General features: G+C 31.5%; 18 protein-coding genes. All 18 read right to left on the bottom strand.

Annotation, left to right across the window (positions count from 1 at the left end; all coding sequences use genetic code 11):
- Position 1: 1 nt before the first annotated feature.
- The gene (locus ROY99_05295) at positions 2-751 is read right to left on the bottom strand and encodes a hypothetical protein (GenBank protein MDT3695788.1); all 750 of its coding nucleotides are present in this window, start codon (positions 749-751) and stop codon (positions 2-4) included.
- Complete coding sequence (locus ROY99_05290; protein ID MDT3695787.1) at positions 752-1,141, bottom strand: response regulator; 390 nt, start codon at positions 1,139-1,141, stop codon at positions 752-754.
- A 9-nt stretch (positions 1,142-1,150) separates the two neighbouring features.
- Entirely contained in the window at positions 1,151-1,516 is a 366-nt protein-coding gene (locus ROY99_05285) for a response regulator (GenBank protein MDT3695786.1), read from the bottom strand.
- A 7-nt stretch (positions 1,517-1,523) separates the two neighbouring features.
- Positions 1,524-2,423: a protein-glutamate O-methyltransferase CheR gene (locus tag ROY99_05280; GenBank protein ID MDT3695785.1), complete on the bottom strand. Its 900-nt coding sequence runs from the start codon at positions 2,421-2,423 to the stop codon at positions 1,524-1,526.
- Between the two features lie 12 nt (positions 2,424-2,435).
- Positions 2,436-3,824 carry a hypothetical protein gene (locus tag ROY99_05275; GenBank protein MDT3695784.1) on the bottom strand — a complete coding sequence of 463 codons (1,389 nt, stop codon included), beginning with the start codon at positions 3,822-3,824 and terminating at the stop codon, positions 2,436-2,438.
- 433 nt (positions 3,825-4,257) lie between these two features.
- Complete coding sequence (locus tag ROY99_05270; protein MDT3695783.1) at positions 4,258-6,342, bottom strand: methyl-accepting chemotaxis protein; 2,085 nt, start codon at positions 6,340-6,342, stop codon at positions 4,258-4,260.
- A gap of 10 nt (positions 6,343-6,352) precedes the next feature.
- A complete protein-coding gene (locus tag ROY99_05265) occupies positions 6,353-6,751 on the bottom strand; it encodes an energy transducer TonB (protein ID MDT3695782.1) in 399 nt (132 codons plus the stop codon).
- Between the two features lie 489 nt (positions 6,752-7,240).
- Entirely contained in the window at positions 7,241-8,638 is a 1,398-nt protein-coding gene (locus ROY99_05260) for a sigma-54 dependent transcriptional regulator (protein ID MDT3695781.1), read from the bottom strand.
- Positions 8,635-9,342, bottom strand: coding sequence for a HAMP domain-containing sensor histidine kinase (locus ROY99_05255; GenBank protein ID MDT3695780.1), 708 nt, complete (start codon positions 9,340-9,342; stop codon positions 8,635-8,637). The genes ROY99_05260 and ROY99_05255 overlap by 4 nt, the downstream gene beginning before the upstream one ends.
- 107 nt (positions 9,343-9,449) lie before the next feature.
- Positions 9,450-9,698, bottom strand: coding sequence for a hypothetical protein (locus ROY99_05250; protein MDT3695779.1), 249 nt, complete (start codon positions 9,696-9,698; stop codon positions 9,450-9,452).
- Positions 9,699-9,702: 4 nt separating this feature from the next.
- Positions 9,703-10,035, bottom strand: coding sequence for a hypothetical protein (locus ROY99_05245; protein ID MDT3695778.1), 333 nt, complete (start codon positions 10,033-10,035; stop codon positions 9,703-9,705).
- Positions 10,035-11,798, bottom strand: a complete 1,764-nt coding sequence (gene fliD, locus ROY99_05240) for a flagellar filament capping protein FliD (protein MDT3695777.1) — start codon at positions 11,796-11,798, stop codon at positions 10,035-10,037. The genes ROY99_05245 and fliD overlap by 1 nt, the downstream gene beginning before the upstream one ends.
- On the bottom strand, positions 11,798-12,139 hold the full coding sequence (locus tag ROY99_05235; GenBank protein MDT3695776.1) for a flagellar protein FliS: 342 nt from the start codon (positions 12,137-12,139) through the stop codon (positions 11,798-11,800). Before ROY99_05235 ends, fliD begins: the two co-directional genes overlap by 1 nt.
- A gap of 75 nt (positions 12,140-12,214) precedes the next feature.
- The gene (locus ROY99_05230) at positions 12,215-13,006 is read right to left on the bottom strand and encodes a flagellin (protein ID MDT3695775.1); all 792 of its coding nucleotides are present in this window, start codon (positions 13,004-13,006) and stop codon (positions 12,215-12,217) included.
- A 161-nt stretch (positions 13,007-13,167) separates the two neighbouring features.
- The gene (locus tag ROY99_05225) at positions 13,168-14,679 is read right to left on the bottom strand and encodes a glycosyltransferase (protein MDT3695774.1); all 1,512 of its coding nucleotides are present in this window, start codon (positions 14,677-14,679) and stop codon (positions 13,168-13,170) included.
- A 3-nt stretch (positions 14,680-14,682) separates the two neighbouring features.
- Positions 14,683-18,261, bottom strand: coding sequence for a glycosyltransferase (locus ROY99_05220; GenBank protein MDT3695773.1), 3,579 nt, complete (start codon positions 18,259-18,261; stop codon positions 14,683-14,685).
- The gene (locus ROY99_05215; GenBank protein ID MDT3695772.1) at positions 18,258-21,680 is read right to left on the bottom strand and encodes a hypothetical protein; all 3,423 of its coding nucleotides are present in this window, start codon (positions 21,678-21,680) and stop codon (positions 18,258-18,260) included. Before ROY99_05215 ends, ROY99_05220 begins: the two co-directional genes overlap by 4 nt.
- 130 nt (positions 21,681-21,810) lie before the next feature.
- Positions 21,811-23,676, bottom strand: coding sequence for a hypothetical protein (locus ROY99_05210; protein MDT3695771.1), 1,866 nt, complete (start codon positions 23,674-23,676; stop codon positions 21,811-21,813).
- Positions 23,677-23,732: the final 56 nt, after the last annotated feature.

The following is a 23,732-nucleotide window of genomic DNA, read 5'->3' as shown; positions in this document are numbered from 1 at the left end:
ACTAACTAAAAAGTTTATCTATTTCTGCTTGAGACGCTTTTTGTGAGTTTTTATTAAAAATTGAATCCACTTCCTGCTGTGGTACCGAAGATTTTGAATACCTTGCATTCGGATCGAATGATGCATTATCAGGTAAATTTATCTCGTGATTATCCAGAATTTTTGTATTGTCAAAATCTTCTATCAATGCAGACAATTTTTCCTGAACCGATTCGATTAAATGATTTACTGTTGCTAATTGCTGAGCCGTAATATCCTGCACCTGTAAAGAGACTGCAATATTATTGGAATCATTTTTCATTTTGCCGACTTGCAAAAGCAACTCGCCAAGTTTTTCAGCACTGCTGTTTTTTGATAGAAAATCATCAATAAACAATTCAGCATTTTCTTTATTAAGCATAGGAACAAGGCTTGTTAAAAAGTCTTCTTTATCTTTTTCCTTGACTAAAACATCAAGCATTGTTTTTTCTATATCAATCAAATCATTATTCAGCACATCAACAAGATCTAAAATCTCTGTGGTAGCCATTTCTGTAGCGCTTGTTACACTTTGAATCTGATTAGTTGCTTTCGGAATCTTAGCTGTGCTTTCTGCTATTGATTGATTAATGTTCTCAAGTAAAGGAACTGTCTCCTTCATAAATTCGCCAAGACTATGGATAACAGGTATAAGTTTTTCTCCATAAGAAAAAACTTTTTTAAGATCATTAAGTTTTTCAAAAAGCTGTGTCATATTTTCTTCACTCATCATTTAATTACCTCCTCCTGTAGCTGCTAATATCTGATCAATTTTATCACGAAGAATAGCTGGTGTAAACGGTTTTACCACATAATTATTTACCTTTGCTTTAAGAGCCTCGATTATATCATCTTTAACTCCGCGTGTTGTAACCATCAAAACAGGTGTATTACCCATTTTGGCATCTGACCGTATTGCTTTAATTAATTCAAGACCAGAAAGCACCGGCATATTCCAATCAGTTATCACAAAGTTTATCGTTTCATCAGCAGAAAGTTTAAGTAACGCATCCTTACCATCGGAAGCTTCAACAAAATCTTCATAGCCGAGATTTTTCAATGAGTTTACCACGATTCTGCGCATTGTCTGCGAATCATCAACAATTAAAAATTTTAGTGCCATAATTTTCCTCTAGTTTAAAAATTTAGAAACTTCATATAAAACCCTTTTGGAATCAAAAGGTTTGAGTAAATATGCATTTGCACCGCATTGCATTCCCCTTTCAATTTCTTCATTAGTGGATAGTGATGAAAGGATAATTATCGGCAATTCGCTGTACTCTTTATTTGATCTGATTGTTTTAATCAATTCAAATCCATCAACATTTGGCATATTCAGATCTGTTATAATAAGATCAACCGGTTCAGATGGTAATATTTCCAAAGCCTGCATTCCATCAGCTACCTGTATTATTTCAAAACCTTTAACTTTTAAAGAGATTGAAACAAATTTTCTTATTGTAGGTGAATCATCTGCAACAAGAACTACTTTCTTCATTTTGATTTTACTCCTTTTTGTATCCTATTGTTTTAGGAAAACTTGTTAGCTTAAATGCTCTTGAAATCCCATGTAGAGTTTCTGAGTAACCGATAAAAAGATATCCATCTTTATATAATGAATTATATAGATGGTTTATTACTTTTGTCTTTGAAGCCTGATCAAAGTAGATAAGTACATTAGCACAGAATATTATATCAAAATTAATCATCGTTCTCATACTTATATCGTCATAAAGATTAAGCAGTTTAAAACTTGCCATACTTTTTATTTTTGGATCCAATTCAAAAGATGTTCCGTTTGTCTTAAAATATTTCTTCAGGTAATAAACAGGTGTGTTCCTTACAGAATATTCTTTATAGCTGCCTCTTCTTGCAGTGTCAATTACTGAATTACTTATATCTGTGCCGATTATCTCAAATTCTATTGCGGGATATTTTGGTTTAATAATATCCTGAATCATCATTGCAACTGAATATGCCTCTTCACCGCTTGAACAAGCTGCACTCCAAATACGGATTTTTTCTCTACCTGATTTTTCTTTTGAAGCAATAATTTCCGGCAGCACTGTTGAAACAAGGGCGTCCAGCTGAGGCTGATTTCTGAAAAAGAATGTTTCATTGATTGTGATGGCTTCATAAAGATATTTTATTTCAGAAGTGCCTGAAGGATTTGTTTTTACAAAATCAAAATATTGTTCAAATGATTTTAAACCCAGATGTGTAATACGCTTATGCAGACGGCTTTCCAGCAAATACTTTTTAGTATCCTGAAAATATATCCCTGTACTATCATAAATATATTTTCGCCAGGTCTCGAAACTTTTCAAAGAAAGGTTTAGTTTTACTCCAGCTAATCCTGTTAGCGGCTGACCAATTAAGTTATCCTTTGGGCTAAGTTGATGCATTCTCTTTCTTACTTAATTGATAAAAAATTGTTTTCGAAGTAAAATTTCTCTTGCTTTTTCTCTTACCATCTCTTCGGGATCATTAACAAGTTTTTCAATTGACTCTGTTATCTGAGGATGATCAATTTCAGAAAGAACATCCAGAATTCTGATTCGATTCCAAAAATTCTCATCTACTGTCATTGTATCAACAAATAGCAATGCCGTCTCTGTATCTACAGCAAATAATAATTCGGCAGCTATAATCCTTACAACTTCATCTGGATTTGTCAGACAATTTGAAAGTGCTTCAGTTAATCTTCTTTTATCGAGTGTGGTTAACCCCTGGATTACAGCAGAATCATCCTGAGCGATATTATTTAGGAGTTCAAGAATTGATGCGACATATTCATTGGAATTGTCAATTGCATTATACAGTTTCGAAATAATTATTTCTTTATTCTCCATAAATTTTCTATAAAGTAATTCATCCAGCTCCATATCCATTCCATAAATAGACAAACAAGCAAAGAGAATTTCAGGATCATCAAAAACACTTACCAGATGAGCCGCAGCTATTTGATATTTCGGTTCAGAACTAACTATTGTATCAAGCACACATTTTTTAATCTTTTCATCAAAGGGAACTTCAAGATCATATCTTGTTTTTAGTTTATAAATGGATTCTAATAATGGCCATATTAAAGCTCCCTTAAGCTCATTAATCTTAGATAGGAGGAAATAAAAGGTATCCTGATCACCTATTTGTCCAAGGCTTTCAATCATAGTAAATTGAAGCAGTTCGTCTTCACAATTAAATTTTCCAACAATAAACTTCAAGGATTCTGATGTTTCTATTTTGCCAATTGCCTCTACTACAACTGGTTTAAGTACTTCTAATTGGTCATAAAAAGGTATTATATGTTTTACAGCTTTTTCGCTTCCAATATTCCCTAATGCTTCTATACAGGCAACAATTACATTTTCATTTTTATTGCTGCATAGAATTTGTGTAATTAAATCTTCAGTCCTCCTATCCCCAATCAGTCCAAGAATATCTACAAGAAACTTTATATCGTCATCATTATTCAGATTTGGGATATAAGAACTTATTGCCGGAATTGAATCTGAACCTTTTTTAAGGAGTATCTCCCCTGCAAGATTTCTGATTGAAATATTGTCGGAGCTAATATGTTCTATAACCAATTCAGGAATTACCTGATTACGGTTTTGAATTAAAAAGTTTGATGCTGCATTTCTAACGGATTTATTTCCCTGAAGTATTAAAGGGACAATACTTTTGATTATTTCCTCATCAACATCATTATAAGAAAGACTGTAGAGCAGATCAGTTAATTTTTCAGATTCTCCGGAAGATATCAGATTTATAATTCCCTGCTTATTTTCTGTTTCACTTACCATTTAATTTTAATTTGGTTTATAATTTTTTGATAAAAATTTCAATTATAATGCCGACAGATTTACTTCGTTTTTAATCAAATTATAAATAATTTTTTGAATAAATGAATAATATTAGCCAAATGAAAACTTATCATCACAAAGTTTCTTTTTGTTAAATATCCCATCAATAAAATTTAATCTCATTCTTTAGTGTGAATGGATTTTTTATAACTTTATTTGTGCACATAATCATCCAATTAAAATTTTTAATAATTATTCTTGGGCAATAATTATTGTATTCAGAATAATTACTTGGATTTACTTTTTAGTATGTAACATTTATGGCTGCTGTGAGTCTCAAGAATTTGAGCACCCTGTTTATATTTAATCAGGTATTACTGCTGCTTTAGCTGAATTTATTTATACCGGTCTCATAAAAATTTTTATCGTGTCATTATACGCTTATCCAGGATTCTTTTTCAGCATTAACCAAAGATGATCTGGTTTCAAAAACTTTGTCAATTTTAAATCCTGATATAAGTTTTTGCAGATTAGCTGTTAACTGGTTAAGTTCTTCAGCAGCGTGAGCAATTTGTTTTACACCGATCGTATTCTGATTAGTTACGTTATTAATAAGCTCAATGTTTTGACTAATTTGTTCCGAAGTGCGCGATTGTTCTTCACTTGCTACTGCAACCTGAGTAACAATATCAGCAACATTTTCAGCACCAGCAATAATTTCTTTAAGCGATCCTCCGGCTTTTTCGGCTAATAATTTACCATTATCAACTTCATCAGTTCCAAGTTTCATTGATTTAACAGCGCCATCAGTATCCTTCTGAATTTGTTTGATCATTAGTGCAATTTCTTGTGTCGCTTTAGTAGTACGTTCAGCAAGTTTTCTAACTTCATCCGCAACAACTGCAAAACCTCTGCCTTGTTCACCAGCACGGGCAGCTTCAATTGCCGCATTTAATGCAAGTAAATTCGTCTGGTCGGCAATATCATTAATCACCTGTATTATCTCGCCGATTTCACTGCTGCTTTTACCAAGTGCCATAACAGTGTCGGAACTCTGTTTAACAACTTCAGAAATTCTTATCATACCATTAATAGTTTCATCTACAACCTTTCCCCCTTCTAAAGCAACCTCGCCTGCTTTTTTACTCGCTTCAGCAGCTCTTGTAGTATTCTTTGTAGTTTCAAAAATAGTTTTTGCCATTTCTTCAATTGCGCCAGCAACCTCAGTAGTTTGTGTACTTTGTTCACTAGCTCCGGCAGCCATTTCTTCAGTACTGCTGCTTATCTGATTTGCAGCACTTGCTGTTGCCACTACAGCCAAAGATACTTCATTTAATGTCTTTCCCAATGATTGAGTAACATAATTTATGGAATCTTTAATTTTTTCGTGATCACCGGAATACGTTTTTAATATTTTAACCGTAAAATCGCCGGATGCAATTTTCTCAAGTGCAACTATCGCTTCATTAACCGGTTCATATACTGCATCAAGAGTTTCGTTCATTCCTTTTACAATTTCTTTATACCCGCCTTCGAATTCTTTTGTATTACCTCTTGCATTGCTATTGCCTTTTACTGATGCGGTGGTTAAGAAGTTAATTTCAATTACAAGTTTCTTCAGGTTATTTATCATCTTTTCAAAACTTTTAGACAGAATATCATCTTCTGAAAGAGAATTAATTTTTACTTCCAGATCACCTTTGGCAATTTTTTCTGCGGCTTCAATTTTTTCTAACTGAGAATCGCATAGTTTATCAAGCATTAAAGACATCTGACCAAATTCATCGTTACTTTTTAGTTCAATCCTGTTCTGAAAATTACCAAGTGAGTATTGACTTAGTAATTCCCGAAATTGATTTACAGGTTTGATAATCTGCGGAATTATTTTAAAGAATGTTATTAGGAAAGTTAATGTGCCTAAAATCATTCCACCTATTATGAAAGCAATAGTTCTTGCCATAATAGAGCCTACTTCGGCTTCAAGGTTAGTTTTTTGAGAGTTCAGATTTTCGGCAACTTCATTTACTTCTTTTTCAAATTTCTTTCTTATTTCTTCACCTGAAGTTGTTGCAATAAAAGAAGCCATTTCATAATCTTTCATTGCTGCCGCACTAAGAGTTCCATCTACAACAAGACCAAAGAATTCATTAATTATACTTCCAAAACTATTTGCGTGATCACCAAAAATTTCTGTAAGAGAAGAATCCTTAATCTGTGTAACAATTTTTAAAATCTGTTTTTTGCTTTTATCAACTTCCTGAAAATTTGCATCAAATTGGTCTTCAAAACCAGGAATTGAAAATTTTAATAACTGTGATTGTAGATTTTGAAATTCTAATTTAAACTCATTCAGGTTTTCATTGGCTACTATTATTTCTTTATTTAGTTTCTCACTAATCTTTGAAAGCTGAAAAAAATGGTATAGATCGCTAAATATCAGAATTGTTGAAATTGCTGCAATTATTAATAGCAGAAACTGAATTTTTACCCTAAATGAAATATTTTTAAATACTTTCATCTTAATTATCCTAATTAAGTTTAAACATAACGGAGATAGTTGTTTTTACCTTAACGTTTTTACCTTCGTGTTGACCGGGGCTAAACTTGGAAGATTTTAATACTCTTGATACTTCTTCATCACACCCGGCACCTAATCCTTTGATGATTTTTACTTTATCTACATTACCTTTTTCATCAACATAAGCCATTGCAAAAACTTTTCCTTCGATTCTATTTTGTTTTGCGATGCTTGGATAATTTATCTTTTTAACTAATTCCGGCATTCCACCTTTTAGTTCAGGCATAGTTGTGGCAAAGGCAAGATAATCTTCGTCTTCAGATGGTGTGTTTTGAGAAAATGCAAGTGAACTTAATAGCAAAAAAAGTGCAATTGTATAAGTGTAAATCAATAATTGTTTAATTTTCATAATAGTTCCTTTTACTTTATATCTTTTTTTTATTATCGAAAAAAAGTGATAATTGTTAAGCAAAAGTTTTAGCAATTAATCAGTTTTGCTGGATTAGAGCAATTTCCAAGATATCAGAATGATTTTTTTACATAAATTCCCAACAACAAATAAGTCTTAGCTTTTCTGTGCAAAACAATTCAGGACCTGAATGCAAGGGACTATTCATTTTAACTAAAAATAAAACCTCTTGCTGCTTCATCTGTCTTACATTGAACAGCAATCTCTATAAGGTAAAGTACTAGCCTGTTTTACTCTTTTGCTTGATGGGCTTTTTTCGGTGTGGAGTCTGCTTGCTGTTTATTCTAATGGATTATATGTATGAAATAATGACTCAGAATAATTGTTTTGCAAAGGCTTAATATTGTTCAGATGCAACACTGCATAAAGTAGTTAACAACAAGACTGAACAATTATCTATAATAAAAGCAGTTATTTAAAAAAGAGTTTTTAACTTGTTACTTTTCTTGTAACCTCAATACCAAGTTGTTCCATCCGATATCTAAGTTTTGAGCGTGATAGTCCTAAAACTTTAGCAGCTTTAACCTGATTACCGTCCGTTATTTTTAATGTGTTTTCGATAAGCTTTCTGAGAACAACCTCTATTTTAATTCCTTTGGAAGGAATCTTGAGTATAAATTCATCTTTGCTATGTTTAATTTCAGTCTGCCCCTGCGGGATTAAGAACTGGAAATGCCTGTCTTTTAATTCATCTTCCTCCAGAAGAAGTGTAACTCTTTCCATTACATTTCTAAGCTCTCTTATATTACCTTTCCAATAATAGTTTTGCAGCATCTCAAGCGCAGCAGGGTCTATCCGTTTTATCTTTTTATCAAATTTTAATGAAAACTCATTTAGAAATGCATAAGCCAGAATTGGAATATCTTCCCTCCTATCGCGCAATGGCGGAATAGTAACAGTACCAACATTTAATCTGTAAAAAAGATCTTCTCTAAAATTTCCCTTCTTCACTTCTTCTTCAAGATTTTTATTAGTTGCTGCAAGTACCCGTACATCAATATTAATTTCACGCTCTCCGCCTACGCGATAAAATTTCTTTTCCTGCAGAACGCGTAATAGTTTTACCTGTAAGTCCTGAGATAATTCTCCGATTTCATCAAGTAAAATAGTACCACTGTTGGCAAGTTCAAATTTACCAAGTTTGGTCTTTTGCTGTGCACCTGTAAAAGCACCTTTTTCATGCCCGAACAATTCACTCTCAGCTAATTCTCTTGGAATGGCTGAGCAATTTATTTGAATAAATGGTCCATTAGATCTGGGACTATTTTGATGAATAAATCTTGCAATCATTTCTTTACCAGTGCCGCTTTCTCCATCAATAAGGATAGTTGTATCCATACTTTTTGCAAGTTTTTCAACAGATGAAACAATCCTTTTTATTTTACTGCTCTTTCCAAAGAACTCTTTAGTAAGTACATCATCTTTAACAATTGCAGTAAGTTTATCAACCTCAGCTTTAAGATTTATATTGGAAAATGCTTTTTCAACAATAAGTTTTAATTGATCAATATCAACAGGTTTAAGCAGGAAATCATATGCACCAAGTTTCATTGCTTTAACGGCTATATTAACATCGCTGTAACCGGTAATCATTATAACAGGAATATTAAAAAACTGCTTTTGAAATTCCTGAAGCAAATCCAAACCATTTACAGTCGTCAGATAAATATCAAGTAAAATCAGATCAGGTTCAAAATCTTTCACTTTTTCTACAGCTCTTTCTCCATCCAAGCAATACTCAACTTGATATTCAAATTTCAATAATACCCGCTGCAATGTTCTGCAGACAAGTTCATCATCATCAATTATAATTATTCTGTTACTCATAAATTTTCATTGTTTGTTTTAAATTTGATAAAAAACTTAGAACCTTGTCTGTATTTACTTGTAAAATCCAGTTTAGCATTATATTCATTCAATATTTTTTTACACACGCTTAAACCCAATCCAGTCCCTTGCTTTTTACTGGTATAAAAATCCTCAAATATTCTATTTCTGTTTTCTTCTTTAATCCCAATACCGTTATCTTCAATTTCCCAGTAAATAGTATTTTCACTATCAGAATCATCCATGTAAGTTCTAACGAAAATAGTATTTTTAGTATTCTCTGCCTCTATAGCATTTGTAAGAAGGTTAAGAAAAACCTGAAGTAATTTGTCTTTCTGAAAATATATGTAAGGAAGATTTGGCTGAAGTTCAGTTTCGATATACATATTAATTATGCAGGCGTTACTTTGCATAATATTAACTGCAATCTGAGTTATATCATTTATTGAACACAATTCTGATTCCTGACTTTGTTTTTTAGAAAAATCAGAAAAATTCTGTATTAAAAACATTAATCTGTCTGTAGCCTCGGAGCAGGATTGAATGCTTTCAGCAGCGTCATCTGAAACATGTAATCTCATTTGTGAGAGATAATCGAGATTAAGTTTAAGAGCGAACAATGGATTTCTGATTTCGTGAACCAGACTGGCTGAAAGTTTACCAAGCAATTGAAGTTTGTTGTTGAGTATGTCAGAATTACTCATGCTTTACGTAAAAGTTTTTTAAAACAGAAATTGTTTAAAGGCAATATAAAATATTAAAAGAAATAAATGAAGTATTGAGGCGGGAAAATAAAAATCGGTAAATAGTTTTACTTACCGATTTCTTTTAAAATTGCATCGGCTACTTTACTTAAAACCTCTTCAGAATTGTAAAATCCACTTTCAATTTTTTTCTGAATCTCACTCAAATTTTTTATTTCTGATGTATTATGCAAAGCTTTTGCCTGTTCAGATATTTCTATTTTATCTTTTTTTGATACTTCAGGATTTTTTCCTGCTGCTGATTTAAACTTATCATCATTGTTATAAACTGATGATAATATCTTTCTTATTTCCATAATCTTACCTGTTGTAGATAGTAATTTTTTTCTGGTTCTGGATTAATTCCATTTCCTTCTGAACCACTTTGAGCTTATCTGCCCAATCTTTTATGACATTATCGAATTTCTCTGGAATAAGTTTAGCCAATTGTACAATTTTTTCTGATTGATTAAAATCCTGTAATTTTACTTTGTTTTCTAATCTTTTCTGATCTACCTCAGCCATCTTTGCTTTTGCAGATTTTAAGACTAAATCAAAATTATCTTCTGTTAAGCTTTCCAGGTCACACAGTACTTCTTCAAGAATATCTTCAATAATTTTTACTTCATTAAGTGTGGAATGAATATTTTTCATCATATACCCCAAATATCAGAACTAAAATTTCCTACTGATGCAAGTAATTCACTTAATTGGCTTTGAAGCTGAATGTATTGCATTCTTAAGGCTTCTGCTCGTTTGTCTATTTTTGATTGAGCTTGTGTAATCGAATCATTAATCGACTCTATATTATTATCCAATGAATTTTTTCTGGTGGTAAGATATCCTGCTGAACCTGTGTATGGCTGAAGCTTGTTATATAGATTTGAAGCGACACCATTTTCAGAAACAAACAGCTGTTCAACTTCTAGAATATTATCTTCCAGTACATTTGTAAGCTGTGAGGAATTAGTAATTGATAATCCAGTATTAGCGTTAAAAGTAATCCCCATTTTTGAAAGAGAATTTATTGTATTGCTTCCAAGACCACTAATTTGAGAATAAGCAGTCGAATTTAATATACTTAGTAGAGATGATGCTGATGCATCACCAAGCAACGCTCCTCTTACTCCATCTACTGATGTTGAGTTTGTTTTTATATAAGTATAAATATCATTAAAAGCAGAGATAAACTCTTCAACTTTACCTTTAACTGAATTTACATCATTAGTAACATCAACATTTATGTCGGTATCATCTTCAGACATAACTGCTTTAAGATTTATTGTAACACCCGAAACAAGATCTGAAATTGTATTTGAATTTCTCTCAATGTTCAAACCATTAAAATTAATCCTTGAATTAAGTGAAGAAAGATTGTAAACAAAACCAGCAGTATCTTCACCGCTTTCATTCTGAACAAATGCGGTTCTGTTTGTTCCAAGATTTAATCCAAACTCTGATAAAATATTTCCAGCTGTATCAGATATTTCTTCAATTTTAAAACCTGAGCCCGAATTCTTAGCAGTCAAAGAAATTTGCGATAATCCGGTTGCCGGAGAAAAAGATGTGGCGCTTACAATACCCGAAGCACCTTTTTCTTTATTTACAGAAACACCTAACTCGGATAATAATGTACCGGTATCATCACCAATCGAAATGTATTTAGATGAATCGGTAACTGTAAATTTTAGTTTAACGTTTGATCCATCCAATACTTTTTCTGCTGTTAAACCTGAAACTTTTTCCAATTGAGAGATTATGCTATCAATTACTTCTTCATAAGTTCCAGCAGAATAATTTATTGTTGTTTCGGTTCCGTTTAAGTTAACTTTAAATGTTCCTGAAGAAATTGAACTCCCCGAAACTGAATCAGATAATACTTCTGCTTTATCATCATTAATTGCTTTAGATATTTTTTTAGAAAGTGCATCAAAGGTAATATTGCCGTTTGTAAAATCACTTTCATTAAGATTTAATGATACATTACTGTAAAACTGTCCGCCTTCGCCATCTCCACTTTTTATAGTAAACGAATATGTGCCAGGAGTTGTAATTGACGAAAAGCCGTTTGATTCTTTATCTAAAGAAACTATAAGATCATTTTTTGCCAGTTGATTTACCCGAAGTGAAAAATTTCCTTTTTGTGCTGCCTGTCCTGCACTAACTGTAACTGCAGTAGTATTACTTGAAACAGCTTTTTTTGCCGCAAAAACAGATGATGTTCCGGTAGCTTTTAAAGCGTTCATTTTACTTTTGAGAGCATCAACTTTAGTAAGCAGTCCGGAATAAATATTAGAAACTTTTGTGTACTTTGTCTTTCTGACTTCTAAAGGGGAAATACGATTAGATTTTTCACTATTGATATAGGAATTTACTAACGAATTAATGCCCGAAGTTGTTAAAAGATCATAAGCCATTACGCAACCTGTTTGTTTTGGACAGCATTAAGCCAGCTTTCCCTAAGTTCTGATAAAATCTTTGTAACTATTTCAAAATTATTTTTTCTGGTTTGTTCTTCACAAAACTGATACAATCTCAACAAACGCTGCGAAAGCTCGGAATAGCTTTCATCATCAAATCTGAGAAATCCGGTAAGAACCTGAATTGCACGATTGGTTTTTATCATATCCTTTTTTTCAGAATGAACAACTGCATAATCGTAAGCTTTTAACAATAGCTGTTCTGGTGTAGCATTCAGAATCTGATCTGCAAGATAAGGATTAATTTTACTTTTATTTAGCACAGCAGCTTGATACATTTTATTTTCCCAGTTCTTTTATAAAAATCCCCCGGGGTTTAACCCCGGGGTAACACCCAGTTACTTATTTAAAGTTTATCTGAATAATGAAAGGAGTCCTTGTGGAGCTATGTTAAGAGTTCCTAACATTGCTGTTCCTATCTGGGATCCAATCTGACCTTTAGTTGCATTTAATTGCTCCATTGCCATATCAGCATCAAATAATTTGGAGATCAAAGCAGTATTGTTTGCAATTGAAGAAGTTATATATTCTTCTCTTGAATCAAATACCTGTAAATTGTTACCAATGTAACCCAAGGTACTCTTTACTGCTGTTTGGAATGCAGTAATGTCTTGAGTAACTGAGCCTGCATCGCCAGCTTGTAATGCTGTAAGAGCAGCCTGATGTGTTGTCAAATCAAGTGATACTCCAACATTTACAGAAACTGAAGAACCAATACCGAAAGATGCTGCTGCTGATGCAAGTACATCCTGACCATTGATCTTGGTATTATTAAGAATGCTATCTATTTCATCGGCAATTGCTTTGATATCTTTTTGAAGACTTCCCTGATCTTTTATAGGATCTTTAGCGTCTTCCTGTTTTGCTACAATAGCATTTAATTTGTCGTTAACCAGCGACAAAGCAGATTCAGCAGTTGATAACCAGTTCTTACCAGAAGAAATGTTATTCAACTGAGCTTTCATCTTTAAGTTATCAGCTTCCAGCTCTTTTCCAACTTTATAACCAGATGTATCATCGGCTACAGAGTTAATTTTCTTCATTGTAGCTAAACGTAACTGAGCTTTTGTTGTTTGAGCATTAACTTTTGCTAACGCGTTGTATGCACTTAGTGCATCCATGTTGGTGTTAATTAGAAATGACATATAGAACCTCCGTGTTGTTTTAATCAGGCATCCTTGCCTGATTGTTTGTTAATTTAGTTTATTTAAAGAACTTTTTGTGTTCAATTAGATTATCGTAGGAGTGTTAAATTTGTTTAGTGGATGCTAAAAAATATTTTTTGTAAGAGTATTGTAGTATCTTTTTATGTAAGTATTGCGGTAAGTTTTCTTTCTAAAATGTTTATTTGCGGGCTGATTTGGACATTTTTGGAAAATTCCTGCTTAAGTAAATAAAATGTTTCGGCTGCTTTGTTATGATCATTCAAACCAATATAAACCGATATAAGATGAATATATGTTTGCGGTTCTTTTTCAATCTCCAACGCTTTTTGAAACAAAAAAATAGATTTTAATGGTTCTGAATCAGTGTACAACAACGCTAAGTTTTTATATAGCACAGATGAATCAGGATATTTTATTAAAAGCTGCTCAAATATATTTTTAACTATACAATCATTATTACAATTATTTATTATGTCTGTAATCTGCAGCATGTGAACAGAATTAAAACAAGCCGAAACAAATTCAATTGTTTTTATTTTATCAGAAAACTTTAAGAACAATTCACTTAATTCAGATAACATTATCTCTTTTTCAATATTCTTACTTGCAGATAAATATTCTGATAGACAATCAAGATATACTTCTGCACTTTTAAAGTCTTTCATTTTATAACTAAGATTAATAGCCCTTAGATAAAGATCAATCTGATCTAAAACATTTTCATTATTGAATGACATTGGGCTATCCAACAACTTTAAATTAGTAATGGCTGATGATCTTAAAAACTGCAATGCTTCGGTCAAATTGTTTTTACGCAGTTGAATTAAATAAAGAAGATAATTTAACTCTGGTTTTTGATTAAGTATTTGTACTGCCTTTAAGCCATAACTAAATGCAGAGTCTAAATCATTCTGCTCATATTTTACAGAAGCGAAATAAAAAAAAGCAAGACCACGGTTTTCACCTTTCAGATCTTTAAACTTTATCAGCTTATTTAATTCTCTTTCAGCTTCATTTAATTTGTTTAATGAAATTAAAGTTTGAACAAGTTTTAATCTTTCATAAACATTAGATTTTTGACTGACTGCCGATAAAAGAAGTGAAAGATTTCGTTCTTTCTTCTTTTTCAATTCTTCTTCGTTAGTTGTATATCCATAATGAATTATTTCAATGTTTGATTCAATAACAGGTAGTTTTAGTTTTTTTAGTGAATCAATTATTTGCTCGTGTACTTTTCCGGTAAACTGAACTCCGGGAAGATTTGGAAATAACCTTGGATATTTGAATATACTTCCGTTGATAGTATTTGTGCCCTGACTAATAACTTTACAATAGACGGCAGCAGGCTGGGATTTTTTTAATCTATTAATTTCATCAACCGAATCAGGATTCAACTCTTCATCGGCATCAAGATAAAGTATCCAATCACTCTTGCATTTACTTAGTGAAAAATTTCTTGCAGCAGAAAAATCATTTATCCAGTTAAAATGGAAAATTTTTGAGTTAAAGGATTCTGCTATTTCAATTGTTTTATCTGAAGAACCGGTATCAACAATAACTATTTCATCAGCAACATCTTTTACTGAAGTTAAACACCGTTCAAGATGTTTCTCTTCGTTCTTTACTATCATACATAAACTTAAAGTTGACATTAGCTAACCTTTGCTCTCAACTGTAAATGTTTTATTTTCAAAAAGTGAATTGTGATCATCAGCTAATGATAAGTTCTGGTTAACTGTTTTTAGAGCTTCAATTGCATTAAGATTTTGTGGATTATTTTTAACTGCCCATTCAAGCATGGTCTTGGCTGAGTTTAAATCCGATTCGAGCATAAATATTTTACCTAAACCTTCACAGGCAGGCGAGGAAAAACTATTTATATCCAGAATATTCTCAAAACAATTTTTAGAATCTTGCAGGCGATAGTTATCTAAATAATAAAAGCCAAGAATTATATTAATCGATTCCTGATAATACTCCTTTTTTAATATTGATTCAGATTTTTCCATTTCCTGCAGATAGTGCTTAGCTAATTGAGTTATTTCAGCCTCGCTTAATTCTTTTATGCTATTTAAATAATAATCCATTTCCTTTTCAAGCAGAATCCCCTTTTCTCTTTTTGAAAGCAGCTCTTCGCTATTCTTTGCATACTCATCATTAACTTTATTTAGATCAATCGTTTTTATTTTCTTTCTAAGTTTCTCAATCTCAACTGCTGAAGAAATATATTGAGCTAAATAATATTCCTGAATCATTTTATTTTCAGTTTTAGTAACACTATCATCTCTATGTTCTGCACTATCAGGTGAATAATAATAAATACCCAGGGTTTCCTTCAGATGATAAAACTTGGCATCTCTGCTTATCCTTAACCAAAACTCATAATCACCTACAACTTTTAACTGATCGTTAAACAAGCCAAATCTATCGTGTAAACTCTTTTTCCATACTGGCTGGGGCCCAATAAAACATCCAAATAGTATTAGGTCTTTATCAAACGAAGACCATTTCTGCTGATGCTTACTGCTGTTTTTTTCCCACGAATCTTTAGCATTAGTAGTTATATACTGATCTGCGTAAACCACATCAACATCACTATTGCAATCAAGAAACTTGCACATTATTTCAAGAGCATCCTTTTTATGTCTGTCATCAGTGTTTGCGTTAGTTAAATACTTACCTGAAGCAGCTTTAATACCTCTGTTCCAGGCTGAGTAAATTGTCTCTCGTTCCGAAACTTTAATGTATTTGATATTTTTATATAAGTTTAAATACTTTTCAATTATAATATCTTCATTTTGTTGAGAGCCTGTATTTACTAAAATAATTTCTAATTGATTTTTTTTATAAAGTGTTTGTTCAACAAGATCTATTAAACAGTCTTCGATAAATCTTTCAGAATTATAAACCGATACTATCGCTGATAATTTAATTTCTGAGTTTACTTCAATCCTATCTTTTTGATTAACTGAAGTTTTATTGTCTTTAACTTTTTCATCTGCTAATCCATAGTCAGGATATTCAGGAGTTTTATTCAGATTTACAAAATCAAGAAGTGTTTGTAATCTTTTTTCTAAAGTATGATAGTTTAAGACTTCGTTACAACCATTTTCAGCAATTGTTTTATATGATTCAGTATCGCTTAAAAAATCAAAGATATGATTTACAATTTCTGTAGTATCCTTTGGATTAAAATATATCAGATGCTCAAAGTGTTTGAACAAACCATTATTAAGTGGTCTGTTTTCTGGTAAAAATTGGAATAAAAGATTTCCAGAAGATAATGCTTCAAATGTTCTGACATTAAATCCTCCAAATACTCCCGGCGGATTTATTACTGCTTTATACTTATTGTAATTACTTACTAACTCACTATTATTAATATATCCATCTAAAAGTTCGATGGACTTAACATTAATAAGTGAATCAATAATCCTTTGTCTTTGTTTATATTCACTCCAAAGTTTCCCCTTAAAGAATACTTTGTTAATTCGTTTATCAAATGGGTTATTATTAAAGAAAAATTTTTCATCAACAAATTGCGGAAACCAGGCTGCTTTATTATTTCTTTCTTTATAAAATTGAATATCTTTTTCATCAGCAACTAAAAAATGTGTAAAAACCCTGGACGCATTTTCTGCCCTGTTCTTATAAAAATTGTATTCAGAATCAATTGTACTTTCATAAGAATAACAGACTTTGCTCTTTTTGTATCTATGCCAAAGTTCGATCTTCTGTTGAGAGTCGTGTAAATAAAACAAATGATGATCACCGCCGAGGGCAAAAATAAAATCAGAGTTTGTGCCTTTTTTCAGATAATCAAAAAAATGCTGGTAGTTATTTGAATCTGTGTAAAAAGCTCTATTTAATAGATTATGCTTTCTGAGGTTTACTACCCATGCTTCTTTTAAATGCCAAGAATGCATATTGCCGTTAGGCAGTAATAGATCTATCTTGGGTTTACTTCCTGTATTAAAAACCAGATTTATGTTTTTAGTTTTATTATTTGATTCTTTATCAGAAACATTTTCAATTTTTATTGAATTTAATATTCGTTTAACATCATTTACAGAAATATCTTCTATACATCTGTTTGTTTCCTGAGTACATTTCCAATTACAATTAAAACAGCTAAGCTCCTTATAAATTGCTTTAACATGTTTTTGATCCGGATATGGAAAAAATCTTTTAAAGTGCCCGCCGCCTAATAAAACAATTGTTTGAATTTCCAATGCGGCAGAAAAATGAGCGATGCTGGTATCTGAGCCGAGATAAAATTTTGCGTGTCTTAATAGCTCAACAGATTTCCATAAAGAAAACTGACCTTGCAGAAGTATTGGCTGTGTTTTGCATAAAGAAATTATTTCACTGCAAATCAGCTCCTCATCCGTACCGCCGAGTAATACCACTTTTAATTTCAAATCAGTCTGTATAAAATCGATAATTGCAGCAAACTTTTCTGAACCCCAATATTTGATCGAGCTCTTACCACCTTTTGAGCCGGGAAAAACCAAAGCATAATTTTTTAGATCGTAATTTGAAATAAATTTTAAAATAAATTCGGAATCTTCCTGAGAAGTGTATAGTTCGGGCAGATTATTGGGGTTATTGCTGCCGCCTAATAAATTAACCAGTTCGGCATTTCTATAAAGTTCAAATTTATTAATTGTGTTTTCAGTTTCCAGCAAAATATCATACCAGTTATTAGTCTTACCCAATAACAACGGTGAGATATTGGAAACATCACCCTTGAAACCAATCTTAAGTTCAGCATTAATAAAATATACTATTTCTTCGGAAAAAAACTCTCTTGAATATAACGGATTAATAAGTACATCAAACGAATAATTTCCTAATGCAGTATAAATTGATTCTCTGTAATTTTTATCAACCTCTAATTTTTTCCGATCAAGATAAACCGGAACATCAATATAAGGACTCCGACTTATGATTTCTGCTGTTTCTTTATAACATACAAATGTTATAGCTGCCTGAGGAAATAATTCCTTAATTTGTTTCATTGCATTTACAAAAAGCAGACTGTCACCAATCGCATCAAGACGAACAATAACTACATTTTTAATCTGATTATACAGCAGCTTTAATTCTCTGGTCAGGGCTGCCGGACTTTCATTTTGTTTTGGCTCTGGATGATTACTGAGTAAAACGGGATTTAACTTTTGTAATAAAGTAATAATTTGATTCTTCATTGAAACATCTATTGGATTTATCATTTGTCTAATTGTCCGATTGATAATTGTTTTTCAGCTAAGATATCTTTTATAATTATAAGATTATCAATTGCAACCTCATTGGCAGGGTCTGTAGAAATAACTCTTTTAAGAATATCAATTGCTGCTGCATAGTTATCTGCCATTGTTTCTATAACTGCAAGATTGTTTAATGCATCAACATTATTCTTATCAAGTGATAAAATTATGTGTAACAAATTCTTTGCAAAAACTAAATTGTTCATTGATATAGCTATCTCTGATTTATAAATAAGTACTTGTATTTTATCAGGAAAAAAATACTGTGCAATTCTTTCAGCACTTAGTTTATTACTTATTCTAAATGAAGAATAATCAGAAGTTAGATAACTCAATTCAGTTGCAGAATTTTTCTTAGTTATTAAAATCATTGAGCTATTTTTTGTCAGAGCACTAAAATTCCATTTAACAAAAAATGAATTTGGCGCATTACAGTAGGCATTAAATAGATTATTTGTAACTGAATCTAATTCAGCTTTTGCAAACATATTATTGTAAAAAGATTCATCAGAAATAAAATGTGGGAATTCTGACATCTCATCATCAAATAACTTCCATCTGCTTCTCCATGTTCCAAAGATTTTAGTTGAGTTATTTATGAACAGATTCAGCGAGTTTCTTTTTACTGAATCAAAGACCATGTGATCAATGCTTGAAATACCAAAGATATTTTCATCAGTTTGATGTTTCTGTAATAGAGTTTCGGTTGAATAAAAATATTCTGTTTCAGTAAGGTTTCTTGATTCCCAAATAACACCGAACTCTTCATCTTCAAAAAACCAGTTAAGTGAATCCGGGATATAATTTATCGAATCAGTTTCATTTGTTATGATTTTTGTTTTTAACTGGCATTCCCAATCTATATTTAACAAAATCTTTAATAACGATCTTAGATTTTTATTTTCAGATAGTTTTTGTAAACCATCCTGATTGATATAAACATATAACTTTTGAGGCTTGATTTTTTTAAGGACTTCCAAAGAGTTAAAGGTATTTTGTGATTCACAGTTAATTATTAACAGAATTGGTGTGCTATATTCAAAGTCATTTGATTCATTTAATAATAATTCTGCGCTGCAATATCTGGATAAGTATTCTTCAATTACTCTGTTTGGTGTAATGTAACTGCTTATTCTTCTTCCTTTGCTTAATTCATTTAACAGATAGTTCTGTTTTAATTTATTATACTCTGAAAGAAAGCTATTAAAGCTGATTAGATTTTTACTTTCAAAATATGTTGTTTCTTCATAATTAATACTTTGTGTAAGTTCTAAAAATATACTAAGTGATAAGGGCAGTGCCGGAATAATTTCTTCTGTATCATTTACTGCCTTATATACTTCAGTTTTGTAATCATAAAAATCATTGTTTTCATTGAACGATCTAAGACCTGGAAATTTGTTTTCCCAGTATTGCTGATAAAATAAAATCACATCTATACTTGCATCGATCATTTTTTCAAATGCCAGGTTAAGATCTTCTATGGTACATTTGCCACTGCTAAATTTTTTCCTTATTGCCGCATTAAGATCAATACATTCCTGTACTGATAACGGTATATCATCTGTAGAAAGTGATAATGTTTTTTTTACATGATTAAAGCTATTTAAAAACGCCAGCAGAGTTTTCCATCTGATTTTTCTTTGTTTAGATAAGGCAATCAGATCTGAAGGATATTTAGTTATGTTTTGAATAGTAAAACATATCTCCTGTAAATCAGTGTTAAAATCTGTGGTAGCAGGAATATGTAAACTATCTCCAAAAATCTGATTGTAATAGAATATAGGGCTTATAACTCCAAAATTTTTTATTTGCGACTTTGAAACAAAAACAGGATCATGATTCATTACATCAGCAAACTCTAAACTCATACTGCTTATCAATAACTCTGATGGTATTCCGTAATAATTATCTGACAGCACAACCAGAAAATCCAAATCTGATAATCCCGGACAGCCAATCAATCCAAATTCATAAACTGCAATTACATTTTTGTTTAATTTACATCTTTCAAGAAATTCTGTTCTAACTTCCTGATATTTATCAATTGGAATTTTCTCGGGTATTTCACAAACTTCCTTTATCCAGTTATTATTTACTTTTTCAAAATCATAACCTTTTTCCCGGAAGTTAATTTTATTTTGTTCAACTGCATTTACTGCACAATACTGATAATACTCTCTAACTTTTTGAATTAGTTCATCAGTAATGCCAAGCGAATTAACTTCTTCAGATCTTAACTGAAATTGATTTTTAAACTTATTCAGTACATAACCCGGAGGAAACACATCATACTTAGATTCTAACGGCAGGGCTGTTCTGGCTAAAACATATTCACTTGTCCGGTTTCTGATCATTGTAAGCTGATCGATGATATCGCAAAACTGTGCAGGAATTTTACTTTTGTTTATAAGAACATCTCTCTTCCAGAAAGATTTTTTATTAAGTAATTGTATATTTAACAATGGAAGGAATAATGCAGTTGCCACCCACCAGATTACATCAAAAATAGATTTTATATCTTCAGCTTTACGAAATTTATTCGCAAAAAAATCATGGAACTGTCTAAATGTTTCAACAAGCTCAAAATCGTTTTTTGCATACCGGATTTCCTTTACTCCGCCGATTAACCAGACTCCATTTTCTATAACTGTACTTGGTAGAGCAGCTTCTGAACAAAAAGCTAATTCATCTTCAAGAACCAACATTGGCCCATGATGCATAAAAGGATTATAGTTCAGCAAATAATTATTGGATAAAAATATCCATCTCATCAAATCAACAAGTTTATCCGGGGGCAAAGAAAAATCTATTACATAATGGACATCAAAATCACTAAAGCCGGGTTTTAATAAACCATCAGCAAGACTACCATGCAGTAAAACTGATTTTAGTCCTGCTGGTTTTGTTCCAATCAGATGATTAACAAAGGGATCAATAATATGAATTGAATCATTTCCCGCACTTGTCTGTTTCCATTGTGCATAAGTTAAAGATGAATCAGCAAAACTTTTTACCAAAACATTTTGTTCATTAATTACTACTGATTTTGTCTCAAATAATATCTGGGAGATTAGACCAGCAGATTCCTTTACACTCAGAAATGATTGACCAGTTAACTTAATTCGGTTTAATGCTTCATTAGATTCAGGAAGTATCAGATTATATTTTCTTAACCAATCAAATCTGTTTACGGAAGTTTTTTGTTCATCCCACTGTTCTACAGAGTTAAGACTATTATTCCAAACAGGAACATAGCATAATTCGTGAATCCGGTTTTTTAGTTCTCTGTAAATATTTCTTACAAAAAAATCCGGATAAATCTTATTAAAAATTTCGCTTTTATAGCTCAGTAAATTATCAGGTATTAAAATTTCTTCCATCATCTGCAGAGTTTTTTGCCCTGCAAACCCAACATCTATACCACTTAATCAGTTTAATAATTTATGATTAACGAATTATTTAGGCGGGATTACTGAATGTATTTATGAACTTGGCTAATTATAGCCAGCGTTACTTATTATAAAGAGGTTTGAGTTTTTCTATATATGGTTGAAGTTTTTCATCAGCTTCTGTTTTCAAAACAACTTCCTGATTTGCCTTTTCTTTTTTTGTCTCTTCTATCTTATTCTTGTGTGATTCAATTCTTTCAAGATATCCTTCTGAAAGTGCTTTTTGTTTTTGTTCAGCTTCTTTCTTTAAGATATCAATACTTATTTCTTTTTGTTTCTGCAGTTCAAGTGTCCGTTTTTCAAGCCGTTGTTTTTCATTTGATTTATCAAAAATTACCAATCCGGATATAAATCCTGATATAAAGAATCCAATAACAAAAGTTAATGATGACCATTTAACTCCGGTCAGGATAATTCTGCCAAGCATCAGATAAAAATCATTTTCAAAATAATCTGAACTGTTAAAATATCCCGCTATGCCGCCGATAATAAACACAATGATTGAAACAAGCACATTATAACTCATCGAATTTCTAAAAGTTACTGCCGGATCATACTTTGGTTGAAAATTAAGATTTTTTTTACGTTCTTCAATTTCCCATAAAGCATCTTTCACATAATCTTCTATTTGCTCGATGGAGGTTGCTAATCTTTTCAACAATCCGGATTTTATCTCTCCAACTTCTTTACTGTACTGTTCAATAAGTTTCTCACTTTCTGCAATTGTATTTTCGAATAAACTCATTATCCTATAATAATTTTCATAAAGTTTTTCTTTTATGTTTTCAGTTACACTATCAAGAAGTCCGTGTAATTTGTTATTTATACTCCCAGAAATCATATTAGTATAAAACGAGTTATCCTGTGAATAGTTTTCACAAACATCATATAAAAATTTAATTGCAGATCTTGCTTCGTCGCTGTAGTATTCATCATAATCAAGCTTTTTCAGATTATTTAATCTTGGCACAATCGTCCTGATTAAATTATTGGAATCAATTGATGACTCAATTAGATCTTTTAGAATATAATCGCTGAGAGTTGAAAACTCGATATACTCGCCAATATTCGGAAATACCGGATTTGTCATAAAGTAATTGAGTAATATTATGCTGCTGCTTTCAATAGCATAGTTTATCCTTTTAATATCATAATCAAGAATATCCTTAAGTAAACCTTTTGTAAAATCATCTCTTTTTTGAAGTGCAGATACGTAAGCAAAATAAAATTTTGCGTTAATGCCATTAGTTTTTATATCAATGGCATAGTTCAGTTCTTCTGCAGCTTCTTCAAAATTTGCCAAAGCAATATGTGCAAAGGCTTTATATAACAAAATCAAATATTCAATTTCTTTCTTTACCGCAGGTTCTATACTTGTTTCATTAAGCTGCTCCTGTGCTTTAACTAAATAGTTAATGCTTTTCTGATGATCCCGGATTGAATCTTCAAAATTTAAAACCAAGGCATAATAAATCAGATCAATAAATGTTGGGCTGTTATAGAAATCTTTAAAAGATTTAAGAGTAATCGAGGCAAAAATTCTTTTTTGATTTGGATCAGAATTAATTGCCCACTTTGTAAAATTTTTCTTTAACTCAAGGCTGTCTGAATTTCTGCTGTTTGAATTCTCATTAAAATATTTTTCACAAGCTAAAAGTGTTGGGGATTCTAACAGCCAAAAAAATGATGAATTTTCTTTAGGAATAAAAATCTCATTAATTTCATCGGGCAGCTGGAACACAAAATGGCGTGAACCTGTCTTTAAATAGTCCAGATAGGTTTCGTTCTTTTTGAGATAGCCTTTAAGGTACTGATGCTTTAGTTTTCTAAATTTAATTGCATTTAATTCAATTAATTCATCTATTTGCTCAGTTTCTTGTAATTCTATTTGACTGAAATCCATAAAATGAAGACATTTTTCTTTCATTATCGGATTTTATTGGTTTTTATTTACCTTAAAAGAAGAAGAAAGTTTAAGATGAA

The organism is Ignavibacterium sp. (assembly GCA_032027145.1).
GTDB lineage: Bacteria > Bacteroidota > Ignavibacteria > Ignavibacteriales > Ignavibacteriaceae > IGN3.
Note: the sequence above shows the minus strand (reverse complement) of the source record. Positions and strands in the feature narration are given on the sequence as shown.

What these genes read in the sequence shown, in the direction of transcription:
- ROY99_05250 (MDT3695779.1), bottom strand. Translation starts at nt 9,698, where the DNA reads ATGGAAATAAGAAAGATATTATCATCAGTTTATAACAATGATGATAAG.
- ROY99_05265 (MDT3695782.1), bottom strand. Translation starts at nt 6,751, where the DNA reads ATGAAAATTAAACAATTATTGATTTACACTTATACAATTGCACTTTTT.
- ROY99_05245 (MDT3695778.1), bottom strand. Translation starts at nt 10,035, where the DNA reads ATGAAAAATATTCATTCCACACTTAATGAAGTAAAAATTATTGAAGAT.
- ROY99_05270 (MDT3695783.1), bottom strand. Translation starts at nt 6,342, where the DNA reads ATGAAAGTATTTAAAAATATTTCATTTAGGGTAAAAATTCAGTTTCTG.
- ROY99_05255 (MDT3695780.1), bottom strand. Translation starts at nt 9,342, where the DNA reads ATGAGTAATTCTGACATACTCAACAACAAACTTCAATTGCTTGGTAAA.
- ROY99_05210 (MDT3695771.1), bottom strand. Translation starts at nt 23,676, where the DNA reads ATGAAAGAAAAATGTCTTCATTTTATGGATTTCAGTCAAATAGAATTA.
- ROY99_05215 (MDT3695772.1), bottom strand. Translation starts at nt 21,680, where the DNA reads ATGGAAGAAATTTTAATACCTGATAATTTACTGAGCTATAAAAGCGAA.
- ROY99_05290 (MDT3695787.1), bottom strand. Translation starts at nt 1,141, where the DNA reads ATGGCACTAAAATTTTTAATTGTTGATGATTCGCAGACAATGCGCAGA.
- fliD (MDT3695777.1), bottom strand. Translation starts at nt 11,798, where the DNA reads ATGGCTTATGATCTTTTAACAACTTCGGGCATTAATTCGTTAGTAAAT.
- ROY99_05285 (MDT3695786.1), bottom strand. Translation starts at nt 1,516, where the DNA reads ATGAAGAAAGTAGTTCTTGTTGCAGATGATTCACCTACAATAAGAAAA.
- ROY99_05275 (MDT3695784.1), bottom strand. Translation starts at nt 3,824, where the DNA reads ATGGTAAGTGAAACAGAAAATAAGCAGGGAATTATAAATCTGATATCT.
- ROY99_05235 (MDT3695776.1), bottom strand. Translation starts at nt 12,139, where the DNA reads ATGTATCAAGCTGCTGTGCTAAATAAAAGTAAAATTAATCCTTATCTT.
- ROY99_05295 (MDT3695788.1), bottom strand. Translation starts at nt 751, where the DNA reads ATGATGAGTGAAGAAAATATGACACAGCTTTTTGAAAAACTTAATGAT.
- ROY99_05280 (MDT3695785.1), bottom strand. Translation starts at nt 2,423, where the DNA reads ATGCATCAACTTAGCCCAAAGGATAACTTAATTGGTCAGCCGCTAACA.
- ROY99_05260 (MDT3695781.1), bottom strand. Translation starts at nt 8,638, where the DNA reads ATGAGTAACAGAATAATTATAATTGATGATGATGAACTTGTCTGCAGA.
- ROY99_05230 (MDT3695775.1), bottom strand. Translation starts at nt 13,006, where the DNA reads ATGTCATTTCTAATTAACACCAACATGGATGCACTAAGTGCATACAAC.
- ROY99_05225 (MDT3695774.1), bottom strand. Translation starts at nt 14,679, where the DNA reads ATGTCAACTTTAAGTTTATGTATGATAGTAAAGAACGAAGAGAAACAT.
- ROY99_05220 (MDT3695773.1), bottom strand. Translation starts at nt 18,261, where the DNA reads ATGATAAATCCAATAGATGTTTCAATGAAGAATCAAATTATTACTTTA.